The following is a 26,246-nucleotide window of genomic DNA, read 5'->3' on the forward strand; positions in this document are numbered from 1 at the left end:
TGATAAATTGTTAAAGAGCGGACTCGGTAACTAGCGTTAGACGCCTTGTTCCGTGTCAGTGGTTGCGCATTATAGGGAAATGATTTTATCCCGCAAGGGCTTTTATTAATTAATTTAAAAAAAAGCACTCAACCGAACAAATAACAAACAAACAGGGCGTTTAAAGTGATTTAAGTCACTTTAAACGCCCTATGGTTTATATTTACATTAACCACTCAACAGCGAACTGGCTTTCATGTGGTAAAAGTTTATCAATGATAGCTCGGTACTTTAATGGTACTGTTTCATGGGTCTTTACTGAGTCTTTAAGTAAGTTGAAAGGCTCAATCGAAGTTTTAAAACCATTTTTCCGGAAACAGAACTCATTTAAAACGGCAAGCAAGTAGGTAGCACTTGGTTTAATATCGCTATCTCGAAGTCGCTGTAAGGTTGTCGCTATCGTATTCGCTTTATCGATATCTAAACCTTTAACTCCTGACTTTAGCAATTTGGCTAAAAGCTTAACAAATTCTGCTCTGCTTCTATTGCTCTTTGAAAAGCTATGTAATGCCATAACATCCATTGCTTGTTGAGTATCCCCGACAAGTAATGCAAGCTCTGCCTCTTCTATATAAGCTTCGTCAATACTTTTAGATGTTAAAGAGTCTGCTGTGGTAACGATCTGTTCCACTACCGAATCAAAATCACCACTTTCCAAAGCTGCGGCAACATCTATCCATTGTTTGCGAATAAAGTGATAATTATTACCACCAGATGCTCCTACAATTAAACTGTTATCCAGTTTCAAGGGTACTATTTTCAAACCATGTTTTTTGGCAAGCTGAATTTCATTGGCGACTTCTTCAGAGCCCTCAAGTTTCAACTCTTTATTTCCGATAGCATGTTTAGAGGCTAACAACACAAACAGTTCGCTTTGCTCTATACCTTGCTCAATATTTTCAGCGTAATTATCTCCACCAAGTATTTTATCTGGTGCAAACCATACATCGTGGCCAGCAAGCTTAATACCTTCAACAATTTTATTTGCTGCATCATTATCTTTAGTGCTGTAACTAACAAATATTTTTTTCATCTGATTTTACTTCTTCTATTAATGATAATCTTGGTTAATTAAGCCACTCTAGCTTCACTTTTCTTAGCTTCAATTTGAGTTTTAATATTACTGTATGTTAAATCTGCAAGATTATCTTTTGAAATGTTAGATACACTTTCATCAGAGTTATAATTATCAACAACCACTTGTTGCTTTTGTACATAATTAACAAGTTGCTCTTGTGCCCTAGATAGTTGGTTAACTAATTCATCGTTTTTATCTTCTTTCGCAGTTTGAAGATCTATTTCAAACTGGGTATCTATCTCAGCTTCTTCCTGTTCTAGTAATGTTCGAACAAGCTCTAAAGAAGCTTCATCATCCACTTCTTCTATTACTTCGGCTTCATCTTCATTAGAGACCAATTCGCTGGATAGTGCATTTACACTTTCTTCTTTAAGAATGACTAAACTAATGTTCTTACCACTATTTAACGAAAGCGTAATTTCAGTATTTGATAGATCCTGTTTAAACAATTTACTTTCTACATTGGTGCGAATAACAGTACTGATGTCTGTATAGAAAAGAGATAAGCCAGTTTCCCCTTCTCTTATGAATTTATCTGCAATAAAATCATAATATGTATAAAAAACATTAACTTGTTCTTTTGTTAAAAAGATAAATTGAATAACTCTGACAGCACTAACTAAGTTTCCATGGCCATCAAAATGAACGCAAACTTCATTTTGTCTATTAATTTTCTTTGGCTTACCAGTTTGGATAATCGACCAATCCTGAAAAACAGCGCCTCCATCTCTATGAATAAGTTCACTTTCATCAAGTTTTAGTTTTTGTAATGCTATTTGTTGAATTTCATTATTTATTTTATTTTCTATCAAGGTGTGTACATCCGCGCTGGCAAACAAACGAGGGTTCTTATTCACAGGAACAGTTTCAAGCATACTAGTTCGATGATTTTTAATTGTGTTGATTAGCTTTTCAAAGTTTTCCATCATTACATTGATAAGCTGCAAGTTACCGGTATTCTCCAGCTGTTTTGCTTTTTGGCTTCTATTACGCCCAAACCAAGACAGTGTCATTAGTAATAAAAAGCCACTTATGCCCGCTAATGCAATTTGGATATGTTGTGCACTTTCACTAATATTCCCACTGTTTATTGTAAAAGTCCCAGCATCGTTTGGGGAAACCATACCTAGTATTGAGTTAACAGCAGAGTCAGTATGAGTAATTAACGTCGAAGGTTCGAGCATGGCATAACTGTAATAACTTATTAAGCCCATTAATATTGTAGGTATCGCAAAAAAGAATGCTGCAAACTTGGCAAACTTTCGTTTACTCGTGTGTTTTTTTATTTTTAATTCTGCCTGCTCTTTTTGCTTCGTTAGATTTTCTTCTGCGCTTCTTGCTGTATCAATTTGCTGTCGTAAAGCCATTTTTATACTGCGGATATTCGGGCGGAAAAAGAAGTCCCAAATAGTTCTTTGATCAGAACCCTGCTTTAATTTTAAGCCTTGCCTCTGCTGTTCGACAGTACCGCCTTTTTCTAATCTAGGAAAGCCGCTATTTTCATTTGGCTTATCTATTTTTTCTTTATCTGAATTTTCTTTATCTGGATCAATGTTGTACCAATTAAAGCTATTTGTTATTTGTGGATAATCATCACTTGAACGATGCTGATACAGCCAGACATTAGTTTCGAAATTAGCTACTGCAAGGTCATCAAAATGTTCAGCAATAACTTTATCACTTGCATGTTTTTCTACTAGTTCCCCTGACTGAGTCCAAATTTGCAAAACATTTGATTGGTCTTTAATTAGCAACTGGCCATTCTCAAGTTCAATAAATCCATTGCTTACTGAAAAATTAAATTTAAATTTACAAATCGGCTTGCCATCTGATGACCAAATAACTGGATTACCTTTCATTGGCCTTACTAGCCAATTACCAGATTTTAATTGACCATAGAATCGAATCTCTTCTTTAAGGCCTTTTAATTCAACGCGTAGATCACCTTTAAGCGACCAAAGCTGAGTATCATTACCAACATTTATAATTAATGTGTGCTCAATCCCTTTAAGAAATTTAATATCGTCAACTGATTTAATATGCACATCTAATGTCGCAATACACTTGTAGGTTTTTAAATCCCAATATTTTACGGTGCCATCATCACTCACACTCAATAAGTTACCATTGACAAGTTCAAGTAAACCAGTGATGCGACCTTCGTGGCCGTTAAGTTGTTTAATTAAACGTCCATCTCTGCTTTGGGCAATGTATATAGTATGTGCATCATCTACGGTTAGAAAGTGGGATACATTCTTTTGGTTAACCAACCCCATTAAGCCAATGATGCTACCAATATGGCTATTGATTTCTTTCTTTGCATCTTCTTCTTGGCAAAACCAAGTTAAATTACCTTCGCTATCCCACTCTAAATGATAACGACCAAAAGCTAATTTCACTTGTTTGTGTTTTTTTAATTCGTCTATTGTTCGGGTTTTATACTTTTGGATTTCTTGAGTCATTCTTCTTGTTCCCAATTGAATATATTCTTCTGTGTTATTTGTTTTGTATTATTTCTTTTGCTTTAAATCAGTACTTGATTCTGCATTTGACCAACTGACATGTTCAAACATTGCTTCTTTCGCTAAGTCTTGCAACATAACAGATTTCGCTTGAGACATTTGGCCAGTAAATAAAGACTGAGCTCGGCAATAAAGTTCGTATAAACTTTGATAGCCCTTGGCCGTTTCTTCATAACCACAAAGTTCATTCCATAAAGCAAATAAGCCACTTGTCATTAAACTGTATTGTAGAGTTAACATTAACCAGTTGTTTGATTCATTGAACAAATTTACTTTCAGTACTTGTTGACTAATCATTGATAATAAGAGCAGTGCTCCTAAAATAATTGATACTCTAAAACAGGTTTTTGCTGCCTGTGAAAATAACCTGCTGGCGTATAAAGGACGTTTATACAAAATGTCATTTAATGAGCTTGCGTTAAGCTGTAATTTAGAATTTAAAAACAGGCGCTGATCTTCTAACCAACCGACATTAATTTCATCCATAGTAGCGACTTCATTTTGGCGCCACCAATCCAGTTCAGCAACTGAAATAGCATGATTAAATAATGGATAAAAACTGCGAAAGCGTCTCGGAATAATTGAAGTTGCAGCCGGAGTTATATTAGAAAGATTTAAAAAGCCTCTGATCCTGATGCCTTCAGCGACTCCGCGAGCTAATTGATATTTCCATTTTAAGTTTCGTTTAGCTGCGAATGTTACAATTAGCGAACAAGCAACAATAGCCAATAATGTGACAGATATGATTGTTGAACCCGTAATTGAATTAACGAAATTACCCGCGATTTCATAACAAGCAAAACCAGGTATTGCGAATATAAAAAACCACTTAACGAGACTGCGATAACTCGTTTGAGCTTTAAGAGCGATGTTGTCGGCAGCTTCGAAGATTGGCTGAGACACAGATAAACCTGATTTATGTGGTGACTTATAGGTAGGTTCAGTTATTTCTGACAGTTTGTTAGCACTAAACTCATTAAAATACTTCAGCTCATTAACTAACGTATTGAATTCTTTTGAAATAAAGCAAGTCAACTCACTTTGCTGACCATTTTGTTCATAATGATAGGAATATAATTTACCAATGGGAGGTTCATAATTAATCAATACCTGATCATCTGCACTTAGGGTATCAATTATTACACTTTGATTTTCATTCTGAACGGAAGTGTTTTTTAAGCGTACTGTAGGCAAATGGTGCACAAGTCCGGCCGTCTGACCGTCAAACTCTGATATTGCTTGTAGTGCTGAGTGTTCCGTACCTGATGGCCATTGGATATCAAAGCCCAACTTGTATCGGACCACGTCAGCAGTACCGCCTGTGCCTTGTGCTTTTTTTCCATCCCACAATGCAACTAATACATTGCAATACTTTGCAATAAAAAGACCTTGATTAAGATATAAACTATTCCTAAGGCTACCATAGTTAACATCATTTACAGCCTGATGCATTTCGTCATCAGTTAAAGCATGTTTTACTTCTATCAGCTCGTTATAAGGCTGTCTTAACTCATTTACAAGAAAGTTGAATTGCTCAATCGATATTAAGCTATTATCAGACTCAAACTCGAAATCCTGTTTGAAATTTTCCAGCGGCATAGGTAAACAACCAATGACACGAATAGCATCATTACCTAGCTCAGTCTGTAGCTCTAAAGCTACTTCAATGGCGAGTAAGTCTGCGCCTTCCGCCAGTCCGGTTAAAATCCAGATTGGAGTAGTAATTTCATTTGAAGCGTTATGATGTGATGTTGGATTTAGATGATTAAACCAATGCAATATCACCGAGCGAACTTGTTCTTTTATATTTTTATTACAATCTATGGATTCATCCGCATGAAATATATCTCGATGCCCACTGAAGCCAATAATAAATGGTAAATTTGATAATAAATGGCGACGACTTAAAGCCATGCTAGTTCTCATATCCCTATTAAACATAGGAAGATGTTACACTTACACCATCAATATTTAAACCGCCCACTTCAAAAAAATCAACAAATCACCCAAAAAAAACACAAAGAAACAAGGGCTTTTACAAGTTGGTTTAAGTGTTATTTTGTATAAATGATGCTACATCCGCAATGCTATCTACAACTACTGTCGCAAGCTCAATTCCTGCTTCATCGACAACTTTGCCGCTTCGTACCAATATAGCGGTATTAATACCAGCAGCTTTTGCAGCGCGAATATCGTCAGCTTTATCACCAACCATAATAGAGTTAGCCATATCAATTTTTAAAAACTTTGCTGCATCTAATAACATGCCAGGTTTAGGCTTACGACAATCACAATCTTGTTTGTAATCCCCTATGCCTTTAACTGGATGATGTGGACAATAGTAGATACCATCTAAATCGACACCTTTATCTGCAAAGTTCCAATCCATCCATTCTGTTAAATGGTGAAAATCATCTTCTGAATACATTCCACGCGCAATACCAGACTGATTAGTGACAACAACGATCTTGTAGCCCATTTCTTTAAATGCTAAACAAGCTTCGAAAACGCCCTCTATATACTCAAAGTCATCGACAAGGTGAACATATCCCTTATCAACATTAATGACTCCGTCACGATCTAAAAAAACGGCTTTATCCACGATACCACTCCAAAATTCTTTATTATTGCGATTATCCCATTACTGAGAAAATTATGCACTTGTATTATAAAAGGAACATTTTTTACTGTTGTACTTTATAATGCGTGCAGTAAAGGTTACCCTTCCGTAGATATTTTGTGACACTTATATAAGAAGTAATGAGTCAAATAAAACCAATAATTCATAAAACACGCACTCAGGCGGTTGTTGAAGTACTTAGAGAACGCATTTTGTCTGGTTATATAAAAGCAGGCGAACCTCTAAGACAATCAGCTATTGCTGAGCAGCTCAATGTAAGCCGTATTCCGGTACGTGAAGCATTAGTTCAACTAGAAGCCGAGGGCTTAGTTAAATTTGAAGCGCATAAAGGTGCAACTGCGACTGAACTTTCTGTAGAGCAAGTCACAGAATTATTTGAATTAAGGGTTATGATTGAAACAGACTTACTTGCAAAGGCTATTCCTAACTTGCAAGAAGAAGACTTCGATAAAGCTAACAAAGTACTAGCTCAATTAGAGTCGGCATTAAAGTTACAAGACTCCGTGGCAACATGGAGCGAACTCAATACTCAGTTTCATACCTGTTTATACGAAGCCGCGAACAAACCACATACACTCGAAGTCGTCCATGGATTGAACACTAATTGCGATCGTTATATTCGTTTGCAGCTATTATTAACCGGTGGGATCCCAACTGCGGAAAAACAACACCGCGAATTATTCGAGTTATGCAAAAACAAAGATATCGATAAAGCGACCCAGCTTTTGCGAGAGCATATTTTACATGCCGCAAAAGCGATAAAAAAATTAGTTATTCAACAAATCGATGAATAACACTATTTTAGTGTCGTTTTAAAAACAATTTAATTTTTATTTGAGAGATAAACACATGCAGTATGCTCATATTACCGGGTGGGGAAAATGTGTCCCACCAGCAAAGTTGACCAATGACGACTTAGCCACCTTTATGGAAACGTCAGATGAGTGGATTAAAACTCGTACTGGCATCAGTGAAAGACATATCAGTCATGTGAACACATCTGAACTTGCCACTGTTGCTGCGCAAAATGCATTATTAGCTGCAGGCATTGATGGTAGTGAATTAGATTTAATCATTCTTGCTACTGCAAGTCCTGATACGCTTATTCCAAATATTGCTTCTACTGTCCAAGCTAATGTTGGCGCAACCTGTGGCGCATTTGATATCAATGCTGCATGTAGTGGTTTCTTATATGCCCTTGGTATGGGTAGCTCTATGATAAAAAGCGGCCAAAACAAGAAAATTTTGGTGATTGGCGCTGAACGCTTATCTTTTTATTTAGATTGGTCTCGACGTGAAACTGCAGTCTTATTTGGTGACGGCGCAGGCGCGGTTGTGATTGAAGCAAGTAATGAACCTGGTGGCGTATTAGGCTATGAGCTGAATAATGACCCAGCTGCACGTGACATTTTGTCTTCGGGTTTCGGTACTCAGATGGATCGATTTGACTCATCTTCTTTAGATTTCTTTATTAATTTAAATGGTCAAGAAGTCTTTAAGCGTGCTATTCACGGCATGGGCGGACTCAGTACTAAGGTGCTGGAAAACTGCAACATGAGCAAAGAAGATGTTGACCTTGTGATTCCACATCAAGCTAACGAACGTATTATTGATACCTTAATTAGCCGCATGAAAATTCCAAAAGAAAAAGCTTTTGTTAACATCGCTAATTATGGCAACACATCTGCAGCGACGATTCCAATCGCGATTTGTGATGCATTAGAACAAGGTCGAATGACCTCTGGTCAAACAATTTTATCTTGTGCATTTGGCGCTGGACTTACATCAGCTGCGTTACTACTAAAATGGGGCGATCGCACAACCCCAATCAATGCGCCAACAGCTGAGCTTCCACCATGTGAAGTGTCGGCATTAGAGTTGATTAAACCTGCTGTGGATTTCTTTACTAATCGTAAGTAGTCGCTACAGCGGTTTTCAATAATAAGAAACCAGCTTAATGCTGGTTTTTTTATACCCAAAAACCTTCAACTTCTTATTAGAAAATGCACTCATATTGATATAAATTCTGCAGCAGAAAGCGTATTAATGTCGCCAATGGAATTAACTTGTGCAACAAACAATTCAGCACAAGCCAATGCATCTGTCAGTGCATCATGTCCTGAATATGTCGGTAAACCATAGCGCTGCCTACAGGCATCTAAACGCAAACTCCCCTCTTTCAATACATCATGTTGACGCAGTAATCGCTGTTTCTCTAGTGCCAGCGTATCGATAAAAGGAAGCTTTATAGCTCTACCGTTGGTTTTATATAAATGGGATTGTAAAAAACCAATATCCATGGGCGCATGGTGTGCCACGAGTAAATGTCCTTTGGTTTTCTCAACAAACCATTCCATGGCTTGGGTTAATGTTAACGCGCTAGATAAATGATGATCAACAATACCGTGTACCGCAGCACTTTGACCGACACTGCCGTCAATATTAATCATGATCTGCTGCGCTTTGGCTAATGGAATCGATAATGGCATTGAGCTTGGCTCAATGGGAACGATACCAATACTGATGATTTGGTCTTGTTGAGGATCGAGTCCTGTCATTTCAAGATCGATAGCCATTAATGGTGCTGATGTTATTGGCTTATTAATCACACTCAAGTAAGCCTGTTGGTATTCAGATAACAGATCACTTTGGCCAAACATTTCATAATACAATCGCGCTTTTAGCCATAATTCGTTCACAGATTAATAGCTCCGCATAAATTTCATTCGCAAACCAGATTGCGCGTCATGAACCACTTTAAAGGCATCCCGTAGTTGGTGCCGTATAAGCGAAGACATCTGTTGAGGCTTTAAGTAATTCGTCACATCTTGCTGACTGGTATATTGTTCGCCCTGATTAGCAAGGCGCATATGTGCAATAAATTCATGCGCATCTGCAAGGTTTAACGCATCTTTACGATTAATAATATTCGCGTCCATCAAAGCCCGAATACGCTTTGGGGTATTCACTTCAGTTATCCCAGCGCTTAATGCATACACGCGAGCAATATCATTAATTAACGCTACGCCTTTATGCTTTAAGTCCATCCCTTTTACTTCACTACCATCACGCTCAAGTACGAATTTTCTAAAGAACCCTAATGGCGGCGATTCAACCAGAGAGTTACCCGCCATTCCAGCAAGGAAAATGTCATTATCTTTAGTGCGCTCAAGCACATGGTTTTGTAATTGCTCGAATAAGTTTTGAGGGCCATACACCGCACGCATATCAAAAAAGATACTTGCATGCATCAATGCCTTAGGCTCAGGTGCATTTAACCAACTTTCGAAATGACGCTGCCATTTATCAAGTGATAATCGCCATTTCGGATTTTGCGCCATAATATCGCCTGGGCAATAAATATAGCCACACTTATCAAGACCTTCACACACAGCATGGGATAAAGCATTGAAATAACCTTTAGCATGTTCATCGGGTTCATGAGCAAGCAGTAAACCATTATCTTGGTCGCTACATGCTGCTTGATCTTGTCTTCCTTGAGAACCAAAAGCTAACCAACAAAAAGCCATTGGCGCTGCTCCTAGTATTTGTTGATTTAGAATGATCAAACGTCGAGTTAACGCATCCGTTACCGACGTTAATACTCGGCCAACTTCTTCAGCCCTTGCATCCGCACTGATCAGGTTTTGCAGTAATACTGGGATTTGTTTACTGACATTAATCAAACTATCAATATCTTGCTGTCTTTCAATTTCCCCAATGAGCAATAAAGGTTGCGAGCTTTGGCCACGCAGAATATCGGTACTGGTCAGCATCCCAACTGCAGGCGCTTCAGTGTTATCATCAATGGGGGTTTCAGCCATGATAGGTAAATGGTGTATTCCATGCTCACTCATTAAAAGCATCGCTTCAAACACTAATGCGTTTGCCGATAGCCTTTTAGGATTAGTTGTCATTGCTTGATGCACTGCTAAACTGCCATCGAAACCTTCAGCTAATACACGGTTACGTAAATCTCTATCAGTTAAAATGCCAATTAATTTATGATTATCTATCACTAGTACTGATGACACTCTTGCCAGACGCATTTTTTTAGCCGCATCACTTACACTGGCATGGCAATCAATCGTTAAGGGATCAACTGACATCAGGCTATTAACCCGATTGGTAGTGGTTAAGTCTTTGGCTTTAAACCTCGCTTGGTGACGCATTCTTTTTGCAAATGCACGATTAAAAAACCGATCAAAGACTCTGCTTTCACTTCTTAAATAATTGAATGTGTCTGGATCAAGGTGATAAACAAGACTATCTTCTAGGATTTGCACCTGATTACTGACTTTTTCACCTGACAACAATGATGGAAAGCCAAAGTAATCACCTTCGCCTAACCTATCAAGCAATTCCCCCTGCTCATCTCTGACTTCAAACGCACCACTTCTGACAATGTATAATTGCGGGTGACTTTCATCTAAAGGTACGACTTTGCTCGTTTTACTGTAATAGCCGATGGTTAATTGCTGGCAACACCTGACTAAACTTGAATCGGAGAGTGAATCAAATGGCACTAATGCGGAAATAAACTGTTGTATTGGTTGAAGCTCGCTATCATCTTTCATATTAGCCTCATCAGAAAACTCAATTTGTCAGGGTATTGATAGACCTTGTTATATTGAACTATACGGAATTGTTTAATTGAGCACTATTCGACTTAAGGTTAGTGATAAGGTTAGAGATAACGAGTGCGATGTTATGAATAATCATCAAGTTTTCAAAAACAAAAAGAGCGCCGAGGCGCTCTTTTTAATGAGTGAGTATTATCAACTCATGCATCATGATTAATGATCTTGTGCTTCACCTGATCCTTTAGGGAAACGAATAGATTCAACCATTGCAACCACATCATCAGGAATTTTCTTAGTCACTTTAGTCACTGCAAATGCAACACCAAAGTTAATGAACATACCGACCAAACCAAAACCTTCTGGTGAGATACCTAAGAACCAGTTATCGCTAACGTTGGCACTTGGATTAACAAACTTAAAGTAAATAATATAAGCCGCGGTACAAAATAGACCAGACAACATACCGGCAATCGCGCCTTCTTTATTCACTGTTTTAGAGAAGATACCCATGATAATCGCTGGGAACAGTGATGATGCAGCAAGACCGAATGCAATCGCCACCACCGCAGCCACAAATCCTGGAGGATTAATCCCAAAATAACCCGCCATTACAACACCTAAACCTGCGGCAATACGGGCGTATTTCAGCTCCTCTTTATCAGAAATATCTGGCATTAAATTCTTCTTCAATAAATCATGTGAGACTGAAGTTGAAATAACCAATAACAAACCTGCTGAAGTTGAAAGTGCTGCCGCTAAACCACCCGCTGCAACCAGTGCAATAACCCATGCTGGTAAAGAGGCAATCTCAGGCGTCGCTAGTACCATGATATCGCGGTCAATCTTCATTTCATTGGCATCGCCATTGGTGTAATAGATGTTACCGTCACCGTTTTTATCATCCCAAGTAATTAAACCTGTTTTTTCCCAGTTCTTAATCCACTCAGGCGCAGCCTCATAAGATACACCTGTAGAGTCTGGTCCATTAATGGTTTCAATCATATTTACACGAGAGAAAGCCGCTAGAGCAGGAACAGTAGTATACATAATAGCAATAAAGACTAATGCCCAACCCGCTGATACACGTGCATCTTTCACACGAGGTACAGTAAAGAAGCGAACAATAACGTGAGGCAAACCAGCCGTACCAAACATTAATGCACCCGTGATAAAGAACACATCAATCATGCTCTTTGAGCCTTCGGTATACTGGGCAAATCCAAGCTCTGCCGACAATCCGTCGAGCTTATCAAGTAAGTACACCCCCGTGCCATTACCTGCGGCATCCACCATTTCAGCACCAAAGCCGATTTGTGGTAAAATATGACCTGTCATCATCACTGAGATGAAAATTGCTGGCACCATGAAGGCGAAAATCAACACACAATATTGAGCAACCTGCGTGTAGGTAATTCCTTTCATGCCGCCTAATACCGCATAGAAGAACACCACAGCCATACCAATATATACGCCGGTTTCTACATCTACCTCTAAGAAGCGGGAGAACACCACACCTACGCCACGCATTTGACCTGCAATATAAGTAAAACAGATAAAGATGGCACACATGACAGCAACTGTACGTGCAGCTTGTGAGTAGTAACGGTCACCGATAAAGTCTGGCACAGTAAACTTACCAAACTTACGAAGATAAGGAGCCATACATAGCGCTAGCAGAACATAACCCCCCGTCCAACCCATTAAATAAACTGAGCCGTCATAACCTGTAAAAGACACAATACCTGCAAGCGAGATAAATGATGCCGCTGACATCCAATCGGCTGCCGTTGCCATACCATTCATTACGGGTGGAACCCCACCACCAGCAACATAGAATTCTTTAGTTGAACCAGCACGAGACCAAATGGCAATACCGATATATAGGGCAAATGTGACCCCAACAATGAGATAAGTTAACGTTTGAACATCCATGATTTATTCCTTAGTCTTCGTGTACGTTATATTTTTTATCTAAAGCATTCGCTTTCGCTACATACACAAAAATTAGTGCAACAAACACGTACATGGCACCTTGTTGTGCAAACCAAAATCCTAATTTAAACCCCATAAAGGTAATTTCGTTTAGTACGTCCACTAATAAAATGCCGCACCCAAAAGATACAAACGCCCAAATTGCGAGTAGTTTTAAAACTAGTCGTAAGTTTTCGCTCCAATATCCATTTGCCTTGTCTTCATTTTCAAAAGCCATTGTGACTCCCCTGTGCTAATTATTTTTAAAGTCGATAGTTAATCTAGCAACTCAAAATGTGACGACAATCACGACCTTAGTCTATAGAGGCAAATACCACTTAAAACTGAATCCCACATAGTGCAATACATTCAACAGCTTACGCCAATTTAACCAATGATTTACAAATGTAATGACTTAGCTCGGTTTAGACCAAGGTCGAATTAGAAAAGTGATAAAAAGAAGATAAACAGCCAACTACTGGATGAATCAGATGCCCTGCCTAAACAGGTTTATAGCCTGAGGTCACTGTAAAGTAAGGTACGGAAATGGATGCTAGTAATAGGGTTATCATAGTTAAAGATGGGAAAGGAGTGTGTTAAGACATCACAACTGTGAGTTGGAAAATTTCAAATGAACGTAATAACTCGCTCATCATGATGTCTCTTTCAGCGATTAATAAGTGGGAGTAACCCATGTCACTCTCACTCATTTTGAGCTAAATTAAGAAAAGCATTCGTTAACCTAAGTGTTAACCTAAGCGTTTGCCTACGACTTAGTGAGTGGTCAGTCAGTGAAATAATCAGCGAGTTATTCGAATTCGAATTTCGCTGATTTCTTGTTTGAGTATGAGTATGAGACTCAATTTCCAGATACTCATTTTATATTCAATCTTAAATGCAATTTTTAGATACAAACTTTTAAGTATCTATGATTAAAAACCAGGCTTTATAGCTCGCTTATACATTCTCCTTTTTGGCTAAGCCTCTGCACTCGAACCCTTCTATTAGCCAGCGACGTTTCATACAATTGAAGCAACTTATTAGCTCATCATCAATCATCTCATCTTCATCATCTTCCATGAATTGAACGCAGTGCTTTGCGGCTTGTTGAGCGTGATGGTTATCTTCGTTGGTAAATCGAAATAGCCATTTTCCCTGCTGTTGATAAAACCAGTTTTCTTTATCCGAAAAGCCTTCCGCTTTTTCTGACATGACATTCTCACTGTTAATAGTTTTTCAATTGCTGTTTTAATGCATTGCGCCAACTCGGCTCGCCTGTCAATTCATCTCGGTGCTGATACACAAGCAGTGCAAACTGGTTATTTTGCAGCACAGCTTTAATTTTTCCGCTCACCAATACTGATTCTTCATCGTTTAACAAAAAACCATTAAGCTCAATGACCGCATCTAACCCTGTGAGTTTTTTGATTTGATGTACTGATAACATTAGCTCTTTGGTGGAATTTGTTAACCCCACATCAAGTTGGCCTTTTACCCGGCCATCTCGACCAGATAAACGTAGACCAATACCTGCAATAGCACCGATAACGCCTTGACCTGTTCCTCCGTGCTCCGATAAATCGATCCCTAGGTTAGCCGCTAATTCATAAGCATCAGATTTAGTTTTGACTTGCCTCTTTGTTTCAAAGCCAAAGGCCATCAAGCGTTGAATTGCACTCGTAGTTAATAAGCTTTTTTCTATAATAGCCAACCCAGGATCGGCAGCTAATGCAATTTCAGCTTTTAAATGAATAACACAAATATCTTTTATTTCTGCCAGTGTTAGCGAAGATAAGATTTCAAAACACATCGCACTATTATGAGATGTATAAGGAATATCTGGATGCACAAACAACTGATGACGAGTCACCCATGCTGATGATGAAGTTAACCTCACTTTACCTTCCACATGATCACCTAAGGCCTTTGAGTTCAGTAAATCCATTATTTCTTCAGCAATTTCACCCGTGCCTTTAGTACCAATATCATCGGTATCATCAATACAAATTAACCAAGACTTGATCATTTATGCGCCGCCTTATTCGTTGTTAATAAATCATGGGCATCTAGGCGATTAATAATAACTGGCACCAGCAAAGCACCTGCTATTGCAAATACACCGCCTTTAACACTACTTAACCCAAATTGAATAAATGCCACTTGCGGATCCATTCCAACCAGTAAATTTTGAATCCAAGATTTGCTCGCCCATGCAATGCTGCCGATAATGGCAAGTAAAATACATCGCCAGCGCAAAGTGAACATATTGGCCATAAAGATTAAAGCTAAATCCATTGCTAATGCTGGCAATGCAAACTTGAGTAATATAAAAGGCCCACCTTTTCCTACACCCAAAATCATCGCCAATATCCCTGTAAGTAAGCCGCATAAGGTCATGCTGCCGACTTTATTTGTCGCACCATAGCAAACGAGATAAAACAAGCTGATTAAGAACATTGAATGACCGGTTAACCCCAGCTTCATTCGCATCATGCTTTTTATGGCCACCAATAATGTGGCGCAAAAGCCTATGAATAATGCATTGTGTAACGTGAAGCCTTGCTTCATTGATTAATCCTCTTGAGTGGTAGTAATTAACTTAATGGCCAATGTGTGTGTTTACTGTGCTTATCAAAATGTCTTTGTTGTGCTGATTTAGCGATATGTTTTGACAAGCTCAGCAGTTGAATGAGTAAAGGAAATAACACGCAGCGAACTAGCTCAATCCAATTAATAGGGTTGATTAACTCTTTAGGCATGATTCGAGCGCCGCGTAAGCACTGAATATGATAAATATCTCTCACTTCTTGTGTGATAAACGGTAATAATTTAATCGATGTCGTGATAACAAATGCCCACTTACTGGGCAGGAATAAGCACAAAACTTGACTCATATGGTGCGCTGTTTGTGTACTCGCAAGCCACCAGCTTGGTAGCATGACAAGGATAATCCTTAGCACCACAATTAAGGCTTCAAGTACTCTTTCGCTGCCATAAAACAAAGCATACAAACTGACCGTGATGACAGATTGAATAGCAAATAATTTAACAAGGGGCTTTAATCGCGCTTTACAAATCCAAGCATGTATCATTAAGCCCAAATTAATCACAGCCAAATAACCCAGCTGCTCTGTGGTGACTAAAAAAGCGCTACTGGACAAAACAATACTGAAAATAATCGCAACGCCACAAAGCCAACGTTTTCTTTTAGACTCGGTTAATCTAGCCTTGTAGCTTGATGCATTAGGTGATGTATTAGTTGATACATTACTTAGTGTATTAATCGATTTTTTACCTAAATTCTTGTTCATTGTGATATCAAGGTTGTTGACATCAGAATCGTCGCTTTTAAGGCAAACCCGTTTACTCATAACAGTGCCTTTGTTGTTAATTGACCGTTCTTGATTTGCCAATATTGAGTCAATTGCGCCTCTAAAATCGGTCGATGGCTGGTAATTATGATTGTGCCACCGTGCCTAGCAAAAGCCGTTAACATGCTAATGATATTGGTAAAATATTGTTCATCTAGCCCTGCAAATGGATCATCGAGTAGCAATACTTTGGGCTTTACACACAGCACTGAAGCCAACGCCACTAAATGTTGCTGGCCATAAGAAAGTTTGTGCGGAGACTGAGTCGCTAAATGGCTTATTTCTAATTGTTCTAGTATTTCATTCACTCTCGATAGCGGAAGGTGAAAACGTTTTAAGCTGAACTCTAACTCTTGTCGAACCGTTACCTCAAACAACTGCCTTGATGGCCGCTGCATCAGTAAGCCCAAGTCTTTATTAAAACGGCCAAATTTAGCAGGCTTACCAAAGAGCAAAATATCCGCTTGATTGCTGTCATCAATGCCAGCAATCTGATTAAGCAGGCTCGACTTACCGCTTCCGTTTTCACCAAACAGACCAACTATATCTCCTGCATTTAGATGCAAGGTTTTTCTAATCTCTACCACTGGAGTTTGGTTTTCAAACTGAACTTTTAAGGGGAAAATACTTAACCTATTTTCAATTGCACATACTTCATCAGTAATTAAAGACTGAGTATTGGCAGCGGAGTTAGTATTTGGAACTGAAAAATCTAAGTCAGGTTCACAACATTGGTTCTTGAGAATTGAAGATGCGCTTACCGTATTAATTGAATCAGCTTCGACGTGAGTTAATTGACCTTGTGCTAATAGCCAATAAGTCTGAATGACTTCAGCAAAAGCATCAGCATGATGTTCTGTCATGATCACACTCACTCCTGAATCGACTAAACGCTGAAGCACCAGGTTCAACTCGCTAACCCCAGAGTTATCTAGTTGCGCCCAAGGTTCATCGAGCAAGAGTAAATTAGGATTAAGTACCAATTGCGAAGCCAACATCAAGCGATACTTTTGTCCTAAGGACAGATGACTAACTAAGGTATCTAATGGTAAATCAAGCCCAACAATGGCTAATGCATGTTCCACTAAGCTAAACATTTCATTGACTGAATATGCTAAGTTTTCTAATCCAAAAGCCACTTCAGCGCCAATAGATTCACGAATAAGCTGAATGTTGGGATCTTGCATCACCAAACCTAAACGAAGGTTTGGGTGATGGATGATTTGACCGTCAAAGTCGACATCATTTGGCATTGCTATTAACTGTAACAAGGTCGACTTACCCGCTCCGGTGACGCCCAAAATACAGTGGCACTCACCAGCAGCGACCGTAAGGTCTAGCTGGTTAAACAAGTCAATTGAGGATGAGTGGTGTCGATAACTCACCCCATGCAATGCCAATAGCGACATGAGCTACAGCTGCCAGTTAATACCAACAAAGATCTGTCTTCCTGCTTGAGGCAAGGCTTCACTTTGGTAGTAGTTCACATCGAGTAAGTTTGTCGCACGGATATACGCTTCTAAATTATCTACCATCAACGGTTGAACAATATTGATATCAACTAACGTGTAGTTATCAACTTCATTTCGTACGGATATGGTTTCGTCAGCGACCTTTTCACTGGTGTAGTAAATTTGATCTGCAATATACTCAACATTCAAATTTACATTTAAACCAAAATCAAATTGGTATGCGCCCTGAAATCTAAACTGATGTTTTGGTCGGTATTCTAATTCGCTCATGACATCATTATCTGAATCTTCTGAGTCTAAGTAGCTATAAGAGACCGTTAGATCTAGAACATCGAAGTATTCATTTTTAACTGAAAAATCCACCCCTTTAAAAGCGTAGTTACTGATGTTTTGATAAACGCCATCAGCATCTTTAGCAATGTAATTCTCAGCGTCAGTATAGTAACCGGTGATATCCATACTGGTGTTATAGGCAAAACCTTGATTTAGGCCTAATTCAAAATGGGCTGATTCTTCTGGTTCAAGGTCGCTATTACCAGATGATTGAGAATAGAGGTTTCTCAATGAAGCGAAACGTACTTTACGGGCAATACCTGCGTGTAATTTGCTATCTTCTGCTACTCGCCAATAACTAGAGATTTGGGCTGAGTAGTTGGTGTCGTCACCTTCGTCACGTTCCTGACTATGAGCAGCACCACCAATAGTCACACCATAGTGATCATTATGTTGATACTGATACTCAACAGCTAAAGTATTCAGCCAGCCATCTTTATTAAAGTCATCACTTGAGCCAGAACCTGAACCGCCACCAGAGCCACCTCCCGAACCCGAGCCTGAACCCGATCCTGAACCAGAACCACTAGATGCTGTATTAGTGTCGCTTTCAGCTTCAAAGTTTACCGACTCCCAGCTTTGTTTTTCACTGATAATTGAGCCTGTTAATAAACCCGCAGTGTCAAAATCGGCAATCAGTTGTAAATTACCACCTTGAACTGTGGATATGCCGTCTTGAGTTGAAGAAATATCGCTGTAATCACTGCTGATATATGCGGTTTCAAAGACCTGACTCTCATTGTGGTAGCCGTAGCCACGTAACGCTAAAGTATCCGAAAATTTATGGGCGAAACCTAACTGCATGATGGTGCTTTCAAAGTCATCAACACGTTCATATTTTGATTTATTCGTGCCAGAGCCATCGACACTCGGTTTGCCCCAGCTTCCAGATTTATAGTTTAGATTAGCGGTTAACATAGTATCGTCAGAGACAAAGTAGCTGCCTTGGGCATAGAAATTATCCAAGGTTTTATCTGAATTTAAGCGAGTATCACCAGATTGTTCATCTGTGTCTTCTAAATCTGATGACACAGGGAAACCATCTGTTTGCTGACGGTTGTAACTCATAAATCCTTGCCACTTTTCGCCGCTGCCCGCTAAATTGATGTTGCCATTAAAGGTGTCATTTTCAGCAAACTCAATATTGCCTGACACACTCGGCGCACTATCACCTTGTCTGGTGATAATGTTGATCACACCTCCTGCGCCACCAGGACCATACAAGACTGATGAAGGGCCGACTGAAACTTCAACAGACTCTATTTGTGAGGCAGGAATGACACTGGGATCAAACTGACCATCTTCAGCATCATTTGCAGGCACTCCGTTGATAAGATAAATAACATGACGCGCTTTAAATCCACGAATATCTACTCTCGGGGTGCCTTGACCGCCAACTCGTACGTATATTCCGGGTACATTAGCTAACAGCAAATCAAGACTTTGCACACCAGATGCTTCAATCTCTTCTCGGGAAATATTCCAGTGAGTCATAGATGCTTCAGCAGCTGTTGGTCCTTCTCCCTTCACAACAATCACTTCTTGGATTTTTAATAAAGGATCTCTTTCAAAGCTTTCAGCATGAAGGGTAAAGCTCGCTAAAACAGCTAGGGAAAGTATCGAAAAGTGCAGTGGTTTATGCGCAGACTTGATCATATTCATTGTGTAACAACGTCCTAATTGTGCAATCTCATTTGATTGCGAACATTGTTACGTCCACTCAGATAAAGCTCAACAAAGAGGCATTAAAACTACTACAGACACGACAAAAGCTAATAAAATGGAAATTAAAAAACAAAAAAAGGACAAAATGTCCTTTAATCATGTTCAAAAAATAACAAATGCTTAAATAAAGATAATGTAACCCAAACTAATGCATCACTTCATCAGTCCATTCCGTTATCTTTCTATCGATGGTTTTACGAGATATGTTTAAATGTTTTGCCGCAAGTTGTCTATTACCCTGGTAAAGTTTCATAACACGTAATATATGGGCTTTTTCTATTTGCTTAACGTCCCATTCAATAGGGAAAAAGTGTTGATTCCCATTATTCGGTCCATCACTGGCTTTAGCTTCTGTTTGCTGACAATCCGTTTGGGCGCTTTGCTTAAAATATTCATTGGGTAACAAATCCATCAATAAGCATTGTTCTACCGCATTCTTAAGTTGTTGAATGTTTCCCGGCCAGCCATATTCCGTCAGGCTTTGGAAATCTGTCACTCGCCAGCTTTGATAACGATTGAGTAAATCTACTCGACAACTTTCACGATTAGTCATCAATTGATTGGCAAATAACTTGACCAATAGGACAATATCTTCACTACGCTGGTGTAGTAATGGGATTTCTATGGTTAACCCTGCAAGTTTAAAATACAACTCTGATGAAAAGACACCATTTTGAACGCGCTTTAACAAGGAAGTACAGCTTAAACTCACCAATCTTACTTTGGATTGATTCAGCGGTATCGTGTCTAACCATTGCATCAAGGCAATTTGACCTTCAATTGAAATCTCGTCTAAATGGCCCAGTACAATGAAAGTAATCTCATTATTGTCGCAGATAAGTTCATTATTTAACTTATGTAATAACTCACCTCGACAATCTATATTCACTCGCCCGCTTGGGGTTTGAGATAATAACAATAGCTGCCTAACAGCCAATTTTTTACCTGTACCTGATTGACCTTCAATCAATAAAGGACTGCGACTTAAGCTTGCATGGTACAAGTTTGCCTTCAAATCTTGCGCCGCTTTGCTGTCACCGATGCATAAAGACAGTTCAACATTAGGCAGACTTGCGCTAGTTTGTTTCGAGGTAAAACAATCTGAATTTGATAAGGTATTAGGCTGAGTAAGCGCCCAACGTGATAACACACGCTCAAGTTGCGACGTCTGAACCGGTTTATTAATCCAATCTCTTGCACCAACCTGCATCATGGCCAGCAAGTTCTCTGCTTCAAATGTACGGCTTAACACCATGAAGTTTTGGGGATAGATAGGCTCTAGTTCGATAGGAGCTGGTTCTATAGACTTTGGTTCTATAAAATCTGGTTCGCTTAAATAAGCAACATATTGTGGTTGATGTCTACTTGCTAACACTTTGGCAAATGTGTCAACTTGCTTAATATCAATAATAGTTAAATGAAAATTAAATCGTCTATAACAGACTACCGCTAATTCTACCGTTCTAGCATGTTGAACTAAGCCAAAATACTGAGACAAGGTGGGGGCCATTTTTTGCCATACACTTAAATCCGGCTCTATCACTAAGACTGCTGCATCTAACTTTGCACTTATCACACCTGAAACATTAGCACCAAAGCTATGGTCAGTTAAGTTTGCCTTATTCATTAGCTGGTACCACAAGCATAAGTCATTAAATGAGATCTATTATCAAAAAAAGTTTATGCAAGTATCATCTCAAAGCATAGGCTAAATACAAGTAGCAAAAATCCAACATTGCCCACAAATATTAACTTTTGCTGATAAGTTCATTTGCAAGTTAAACGGCAATAATTACACTAACTTATGTCGACCCCATGCCTAACTTCCTAGGAATATTATGCCGATTGATTCCAACATCATTTATATGAGCACTAAGCAAGTTGCTGAATATTTGGATTTAAACGAGAAAAAAGTTTATTCGATGGCAAATCATCGTATTTTACCAGCGACAAAAGTCACTGGTAAGTGGTTATTTCCTAAAGTATTAATCGATAGATGGTTAATGGACTCATGCCATAGCGGTATGTTGTCAGATAGAATGCATATCACTGGCAGTGATGATCCTCTACTGTCGATGTTAGTTGCGCAGTTAATGTCTGAGGGCGACCACCAAGAAATCATCAGTTACAGCTCCACAGGTTCTAAATCAGGTTTAGAGTTACTTTCTCGCGGATATGCCGATGTGTGCAGTATTCATTGGGAAAGCCAACAGGGAAACCGAGACAGTTTATTCAAACTATTAAAAAGTTACCCAAATCATCAGCAATGGATACTCGTCAGTGGTTATGAAAGACATCAAGGTTTGATGGTTCGTAAAGAAATGGCATCACTTTTTGACAGCAATATTGCCGTGCCTGAGCAGCCACTTAGATGGGTTTCTCGTCAAAAAGGTGCTGGTAGTCAACGTCATTTAGAGCATTGGTTAACGCAGCAAAATGTGAATGTCGATACCTTGTTATATACCGCCACCGCGCAATCTGAACGTGAATTAGCGGGATATATTGCTCGAGAGAATGCCGATATCGGTTTTGGCTGTCAGGCTGTAGCAGCAGAAAGTGGTTTACACTTTATTCCCAAGCTCACTGAATCATTTGATTTTGTTATGTCGCAAAGCATCTTTTTTAGACGACAGCTACAAGCCTTGCTGGGATTACTAAACCAGCCACAAACTGCACAACTTGCAAATTTACTATCGGGTTATCAATTAAATAAAAGTGGCGAGCTGCTTTGGCGTGGTCAATAATCAATCGACAGCATCAGGTACATAAATAGCATCACAAACTAAATCATCCTCAAATACTTCAAAGGCTTGTACATGCTGAATAAGGCAGGTAATATTTTTTAGAATAATGAAAAGGATGACTCATTGAATAACAAAAGCCTCAACTCTCAACACCTCGTATTTGCACTTGTTTTAGGTGTGATTGGTTTTATTATCAATTGTTACCCCATTCCTATTTTTGCCAATGTCCAATTGGTGCTTGGTAACACCTTTACAATTATCTCTGCTGTAATTTTAGGTCCTGGATACGCCCTAATTACCGCACTCTTGAGTGCTTCAGGGTTAATGTTCATCTGGGACAGCCCGCACGTCTATTTAATTTTTGGTGTCGAAGCCCTGTTTATCGGCTATTCCCGCAGAAGAGGGGTATATCCATTATATGGTAGCGCTTTATATTGGCTGACCATTGGCATGCCATTGACATATCTTTATATGACAACCTTCAGTGACCTTCCCGACAGTCATATGTTGTTTGCCATAATCAAACAAAGTATTAATGGGCTCATCTACGCGAGTTTAGGTTCATTATTGATTGTGTTAATCCCTAAGCTTTGGTCAATTAACGGTCAAGGCACTCCCAAAGCACGTCGCTCTTTTAATGGCCAAGTCACCTACTTCATGACTTTGATGTTGACCTTATGTTTACTTATTTCTGCGTTAACCTTTAACTATTTATTTTTAGCAAAGCAGCAAACCTTATTGCAGCGTAACTTAACCGATACCACAGTGCATCTAAGCTCTGCTACCGAGCAGTATATTGAAAATCACAAGAAGGTCATTGAAAACGCGGCAAACTTCCTTAGTTTGGCTAATAGCAATGCCGACTCTTGGCAGCCAATGATAAGTAAGTTACACAGTAATTATCCGAGCTTTATCACCATGTTGATTGCAAATAATGATGCAAAGGTCGTTGCAGGCAGTCCAGGTGCGATGATGTTGGACGAAAATAACCAACTCAAAGATATGTCGATAAAGGATAGAGATTACTTTATTGAATCATTCCACAATCGTCGTTTGTTTGTCTCATCAGTTTTTCAAGGGCGCGGATTTGGTAACGATTCCATTGTCGCAATTAGCGCACCGTTTTATAGCGATAATAATAAAATCAATGTTACAGGTATTATCGAAGGCTCATTAGATTTACGTTTCTTTTCCAGTATTGATAATAAGAATACTTTTGGAGATAAAGAGATGCTGATATTGGTGGATGAAAATAATCACATTATTTATGCTACTCCAGAACTGGGATTAACAGAACATCAAGAGTTTCAGTATTCTGATGATAAAGGCAACTATCACACAGCCTTAGACGTGATAAAAATTAGTAATTTCGAATCGACATCACCCGATCATGTCTATGCTAAAAAGCAGTTAAATAATGGCTGGCAGCTCTATGTACTTCAACCTTTATCTCCACTGTTAAAAACAGCAGAAACCCAAATGCTGGGGACATTTATCCTGCTCATCATCTCAATTATATTAACTTCACTCATTTCGAGAAAGGTATGTAAGCTACTGACAGCCCCATTAGAAATCGTCGCCAATCAATTTGGTGAGATGAGTAATGAGGAATTAAAAAGCCAAGTTGTCGATGAGAACTCATCGAAAGAAGTGTTTAACTTATATCAACGCTTAACCTCAAGTAAACGAGCCTTGTTAAAGCATCAACTTGAGCTTGAAGAAACCGTTGCTATCCGCACTGATGAATTAGAACAAGCCAATCAAAAGTTACTCGCTTTAGTTGAGGAAGATCCACTAACAGGTTTGAAAAACCGCCGTTATGCTGAAGATAAATTTGATGCATTATTGGACTTTTGTTTACGCGGCGAGCATGCAATAACTATCGTTATTCTTGATTTAGACTTCTTCAAAAAAGTGAATGATACTTATGGTCACCTTGCTGGTGATGAGTGTTTACGTGTCGTCTCTACATTACTTAAAAATGAATTTAAGCGTGATACTGATATTGTATCCCGTTACGGTGGAGAAGAGTTTATGCTTATCTTGCCACTGTCTAACGCACTTAAAATTGAGCAACATTTAAATAATTTCAAACAAAAATTATCAGAGTTGGTTATTACCTCTCCTACAGATAATCAGCAATTTTCAGTCACGACCAGTATTGGTGCGATTACAGCTAATGCGAGTTTTTCCGCTGACATCGATGTCTGGATAAAAGTTGCCGATGACAACCTTTATGCAGCTAAAGAGCAAGGCAGGAATAAAGTAATCATTAATGTCGTGAATGATGACACTATTGAGCAGAAGGTTTAATAAACTGTTCCATTTGTTCAATCATATAAGGGTAAAAAGGGTTCCATTTTTGCCTTAACATTTCAGCTGCGGGGATCCCAAATAGGCCTCGCTCCCCCTTAAATATGGCTTGGCCAATTTGAATATGAGGGTTTTCCTTTTGATAATGTGGTCCATATAAAGGATCTAATTCAGGAAACGGCAAAGCCACATGTGATAATGAATAAACGCCTAATGGCCATGCTAAAGGCATCCCATTTTCAGCTTTAACTTCTCCTCCTACGAAGATCCGCTCCTGAACATAATGATCGCGTTCACGATCATTCTCAATCATATTCAGCTGATAATTCATCGGCAAATCAGCCCAAAGTGATGCCATTTCATTAAGTGGATCATTAGTGATTAACTGATGGTTATTGGGGTTACGGTTAATATCAAATACAACTAAACGATGTTTGTTTTCTGGCAGGTACTGATATAAATTCTGGATCACTGCAGCTGAAGAAACCGTATCATCAGCGATAGATTGAAAGGTCAATACAGGCGGGATATGTTGCTTCTGTTCTTGCGTTAGTAATTGGACAATATCAAGGTTACGCTGGGCTAATTGATAAACCACATCACCCGCATTAACTGCAAATGAAGTATATTTAAACGGGTCATATTCAACCGATATACTATTCCAAAATAGCTTTTCATAACCTAATACATTTCCAAGCAATGCTTGCCATTTTGCTCCAGCAGCAATTGGTGCAAGCCCTATCGCTGGCGAGATAAACACCATACCTTGGTAATCGGCTGACTTATTCGATGCAATGCGTTCGAGCTCTAGGTTTAACGCCAGCGCTGCTCCCGTTGAAAAGCCCACGACATATAAAGGTTTACCATTCAGTTTAGCCTTCATATGACTGGTTGCTAGTGCTACTGCGCTCACAAGATCTGGCCAAGTGATTTCAGCCAATCCAGCAGGAATAGTGCCATGTCCAGGCAAGCGTAAACCTAATACATGCGCAGATTGTTTAAACTCTTTTGCCAAATGCGATATAGCATAAGGTGAGTCAGACATACCGTGAATGAATAACACACCAAACTCGGCTTGTTCATTTTGCCATTCAAAAGAACGGTTCCAATTAATGTCCCAAATATTAGGATCTGACAAACTCCCCGACTCGTAACGATTAATTACTGAAGGTATCTCGGGAATATATTGTTGATAAATTTTGCTATCAAGCTCTGCAAAGAGTTTGTCTTCTAGAGTGAGGTACTCTGTAAAAGTGTTTATACCAGATTGCTGATGAAACTCTTGTGTTAAATGGGTGGTATGCCAAGGGTCTAATTCTGCGCGAGCATTCAGTAACCAAACGATGGCAACCAATAAAGCGATGACACTGCCTATAAAACCGTAAATAGCAAAAAATAATGCATGTTTTGTTGAGCCTATAACAATGGCTTTCATCAATCTGTCCTTGATACTA

20 protein-coding genes are annotated in these 26,246 nt (G+C 39.0%); 4 read left to right on the top strand and 16 right to left on the bottom strand.

The features are described from left to right. Positions 1-202 precede the first annotated feature (202 nt). The 4 genes from BCU84_RS12340 to gmhB form a co-directional block, all read right to left on the bottom strand. A complete protein-coding gene (locus BCU84_RS12340) occupies positions 203-1,072 on the bottom strand; it encodes a toll/interleukin-1 receptor domain-containing protein (protein ID WP_102528390.1) in 870 nt (289 codons plus the stop codon). Positions 1,073-1,110: 38 nt separating this feature from the next. Continuing rightward, positions 1,111-3,579 carry a hypothetical protein gene (locus BCU84_RS12345; RefSeq protein ID WP_102528391.1) on the bottom strand — a complete coding sequence of 823 codons (2,469 nt, stop codon included), beginning with the start codon at positions 3,577-3,579 and terminating at the stop codon, positions 1,111-1,113. Positions 3,580-3,627: 48 nt separating this feature from the next. Beyond that, positions 3,628-5,553: a hypothetical protein gene (locus BCU84_RS12350; RefSeq protein WP_102528392.1), complete on the bottom strand. Its 1,926-nt coding sequence runs from the start codon at positions 5,551-5,553 to the stop codon at positions 3,628-3,630. 133 nt (positions 5,554-5,686) lie between these two features. Beyond that, on the bottom strand, positions 5,687-6,241 hold the full coding sequence (gene gmhB, locus BCU84_RS12355) for a D-glycero-beta-D-manno-heptose 1,7-bisphosphate 7-phosphatase (protein WP_102528393.1): 555 nt from the start codon (positions 6,239-6,241) through the stop codon (positions 5,687-5,689). Positions 6,242-6,399: 158 nt separating this feature from the next. Between gmhB and BCU84_RS12360 the strand changes: the two genes are divergently transcribed. Beyond that, the gene (locus BCU84_RS12360; protein WP_102528394.1) at positions 6,400-7,074 is read left to right on the top strand and encodes a GntR family transcriptional regulator; all 675 of its coding nucleotides are present in this window, start codon (positions 6,400-6,402) and stop codon (positions 7,072-7,074) included. Positions 7,075-7,129: 55 nt separating this feature from the next. Next, positions 7,130-8,200: a ketoacyl-ACP synthase III gene (locus BCU84_RS12365; protein WP_102528395.1), complete on the top strand. Its 1,071-nt coding sequence runs from the start codon at positions 7,130-7,132 to the stop codon at positions 8,198-8,200. A gap of 89 nt (positions 8,201-8,289) precedes the next feature. Here BCU84_RS12365 and BCU84_RS12370 read toward each other — a convergent pair whose 3' ends face one another. The 11 genes from BCU84_RS12370 to BCU84_RS12420 form a co-directional block, all read right to left on the bottom strand. Then, positions 8,290-8,940 carry a 3'-5' exonuclease gene (locus BCU84_RS12370; RefSeq protein WP_102528423.1) on the bottom strand — a complete coding sequence of 217 codons (651 nt, stop codon included), beginning with the start codon at positions 8,938-8,940 and terminating at the stop codon, positions 8,290-8,292. A 42-nt stretch (positions 8,941-8,982) separates the two neighbouring features. Then, positions 8,983-10,857 (bottom strand): DUF294 nucleotidyltransferase-like domain-containing protein, encoded by a 1,875-nt coding sequence (locus tag BCU84_RS12375; RefSeq protein WP_102528396.1) that lies wholly within the window; start codon positions 10,855-10,857, stop codon positions 8,983-8,985. Positions 10,858-11,076: 219 nt separating this feature from the next. Next, a complete protein-coding gene (locus BCU84_RS12380) occupies positions 11,077-12,795 on the bottom strand; it encodes a sodium:solute symporter family protein (protein WP_102528397.1) in 1,719 nt (572 codons plus the stop codon). Between the two features lie 10 nt (positions 12,796-12,805). Continuing rightward, positions 12,806-13,072 carry a DUF4212 domain-containing protein gene (locus BCU84_RS12385; RefSeq protein WP_102528398.1) on the bottom strand — a complete coding sequence of 89 codons (267 nt, stop codon included), beginning with the start codon at positions 13,070-13,072 and terminating at the stop codon, positions 12,806-12,808. A 719-nt stretch (positions 13,073-13,791) separates the two neighbouring features. After that, the gene (locus tag BCU84_RS12390) at positions 13,792-14,046 is read right to left on the bottom strand and encodes a hypothetical protein (protein ID WP_102528399.1); all 255 of its coding nucleotides are present in this window, start codon (positions 14,044-14,046) and stop codon (positions 13,792-13,794) included. Between the two features lie 13 nt (positions 14,047-14,059). Further along, positions 14,060-14,857 carry a DNA-binding protein gene (locus BCU84_RS12395; RefSeq protein ID WP_102528424.1) on the bottom strand — a complete coding sequence of 266 codons (798 nt, stop codon included), beginning with the start codon at positions 14,855-14,857 and terminating at the stop codon, positions 14,060-14,062. Beyond that, positions 14,857-15,402 carry a core component of ECF transporter gene (locus BCU84_RS12400; protein WP_102528400.1) on the bottom strand — a complete coding sequence of 182 codons (546 nt, stop codon included), beginning with the start codon at positions 15,400-15,402 and terminating at the stop codon, positions 14,857-14,859. The genes BCU84_RS12395 and BCU84_RS12400 overlap by 1 nt, the downstream gene beginning before the upstream one ends. Positions 15,403-15,428: 26 nt before the next feature. Further along, positions 15,429-16,205, bottom strand: coding sequence for an energy-coupling factor transporter transmembrane component T (locus BCU84_RS12405; protein ID WP_241906424.1), 777 nt, complete (start codon positions 16,203-16,205; stop codon positions 15,429-15,431). Next, positions 16,202-17,614 (bottom strand): ABC transporter ATP-binding protein, encoded by a 1,413-nt coding sequence (locus BCU84_RS12410; protein WP_102528401.1) that lies wholly within the window; start codon positions 17,612-17,614, stop codon positions 16,202-16,204. The genes BCU84_RS12405 and BCU84_RS12410 overlap by 4 nt, the downstream gene beginning before the upstream one ends. Positions 17,615-17,617: 3 nt before the next feature. Then, positions 17,618-19,672 (bottom strand): TonB-dependent receptor, encoded by a 2,055-nt coding sequence (locus BCU84_RS12415; RefSeq protein WP_241906425.1) that lies wholly within the window; start codon positions 19,670-19,672, stop codon positions 17,618-17,620. A 208-nt stretch (positions 19,673-19,880) separates the two neighbouring features. Beyond that, positions 19,881-21,362, bottom strand: coding sequence for a helix-turn-helix domain-containing protein (locus tag BCU84_RS12420; RefSeq protein ID WP_102528402.1), 1,482 nt, complete (start codon positions 21,360-21,362; stop codon positions 19,881-19,883). Positions 21,363-21,573: 211 nt separating this feature from the next. Here BCU84_RS12420 and BCU84_RS12425 point away from each other — a divergent pair, with 211 nt between their 5' ends. Together BCU84_RS12425 and BCU84_RS12430 are read left to right on the top strand one after the other, a co-directional pair. After that, the gene (locus BCU84_RS12425; RefSeq protein WP_102528403.1) at positions 21,574-22,479 is read left to right on the top strand and encodes a helix-turn-helix transcriptional regulator; all 906 of its coding nucleotides are present in this window, start codon (positions 21,574-21,576) and stop codon (positions 22,477-22,479) included. A 123-nt stretch (positions 22,480-22,602) separates the two neighbouring features. Further along, on the top strand, positions 22,603-24,792 hold the full coding sequence (locus BCU84_RS12430) for a diguanylate cyclase (RefSeq protein WP_102528404.1): 2,190 nt from the start codon (positions 22,603-22,605) through the stop codon (positions 24,790-24,792). Here BCU84_RS12430 and BCU84_RS12435 read toward each other — a convergent pair. After that, positions 24,773-26,227, bottom strand: coding sequence for an alpha/beta fold hydrolase (locus BCU84_RS12435; RefSeq protein ID WP_102528405.1), 1,455 nt, complete (start codon positions 26,225-26,227; stop codon positions 24,773-24,775). The genes BCU84_RS12430 and BCU84_RS12435 overlap by 20 nt on opposite strands. Positions 26,228-26,246: the final 19 nt, after the last annotated feature.

Origin of the sequence: Shewanella sp. 10N.286.51.B7 (assembly GCF_002873615.1) — a bacterium.
Classification (GTDB): domain Bacteria; phylum Pseudomonadota; class Gammaproteobacteria; order Enterobacterales; family Shewanellaceae; genus Shewanella; species Shewanella electrodiphila.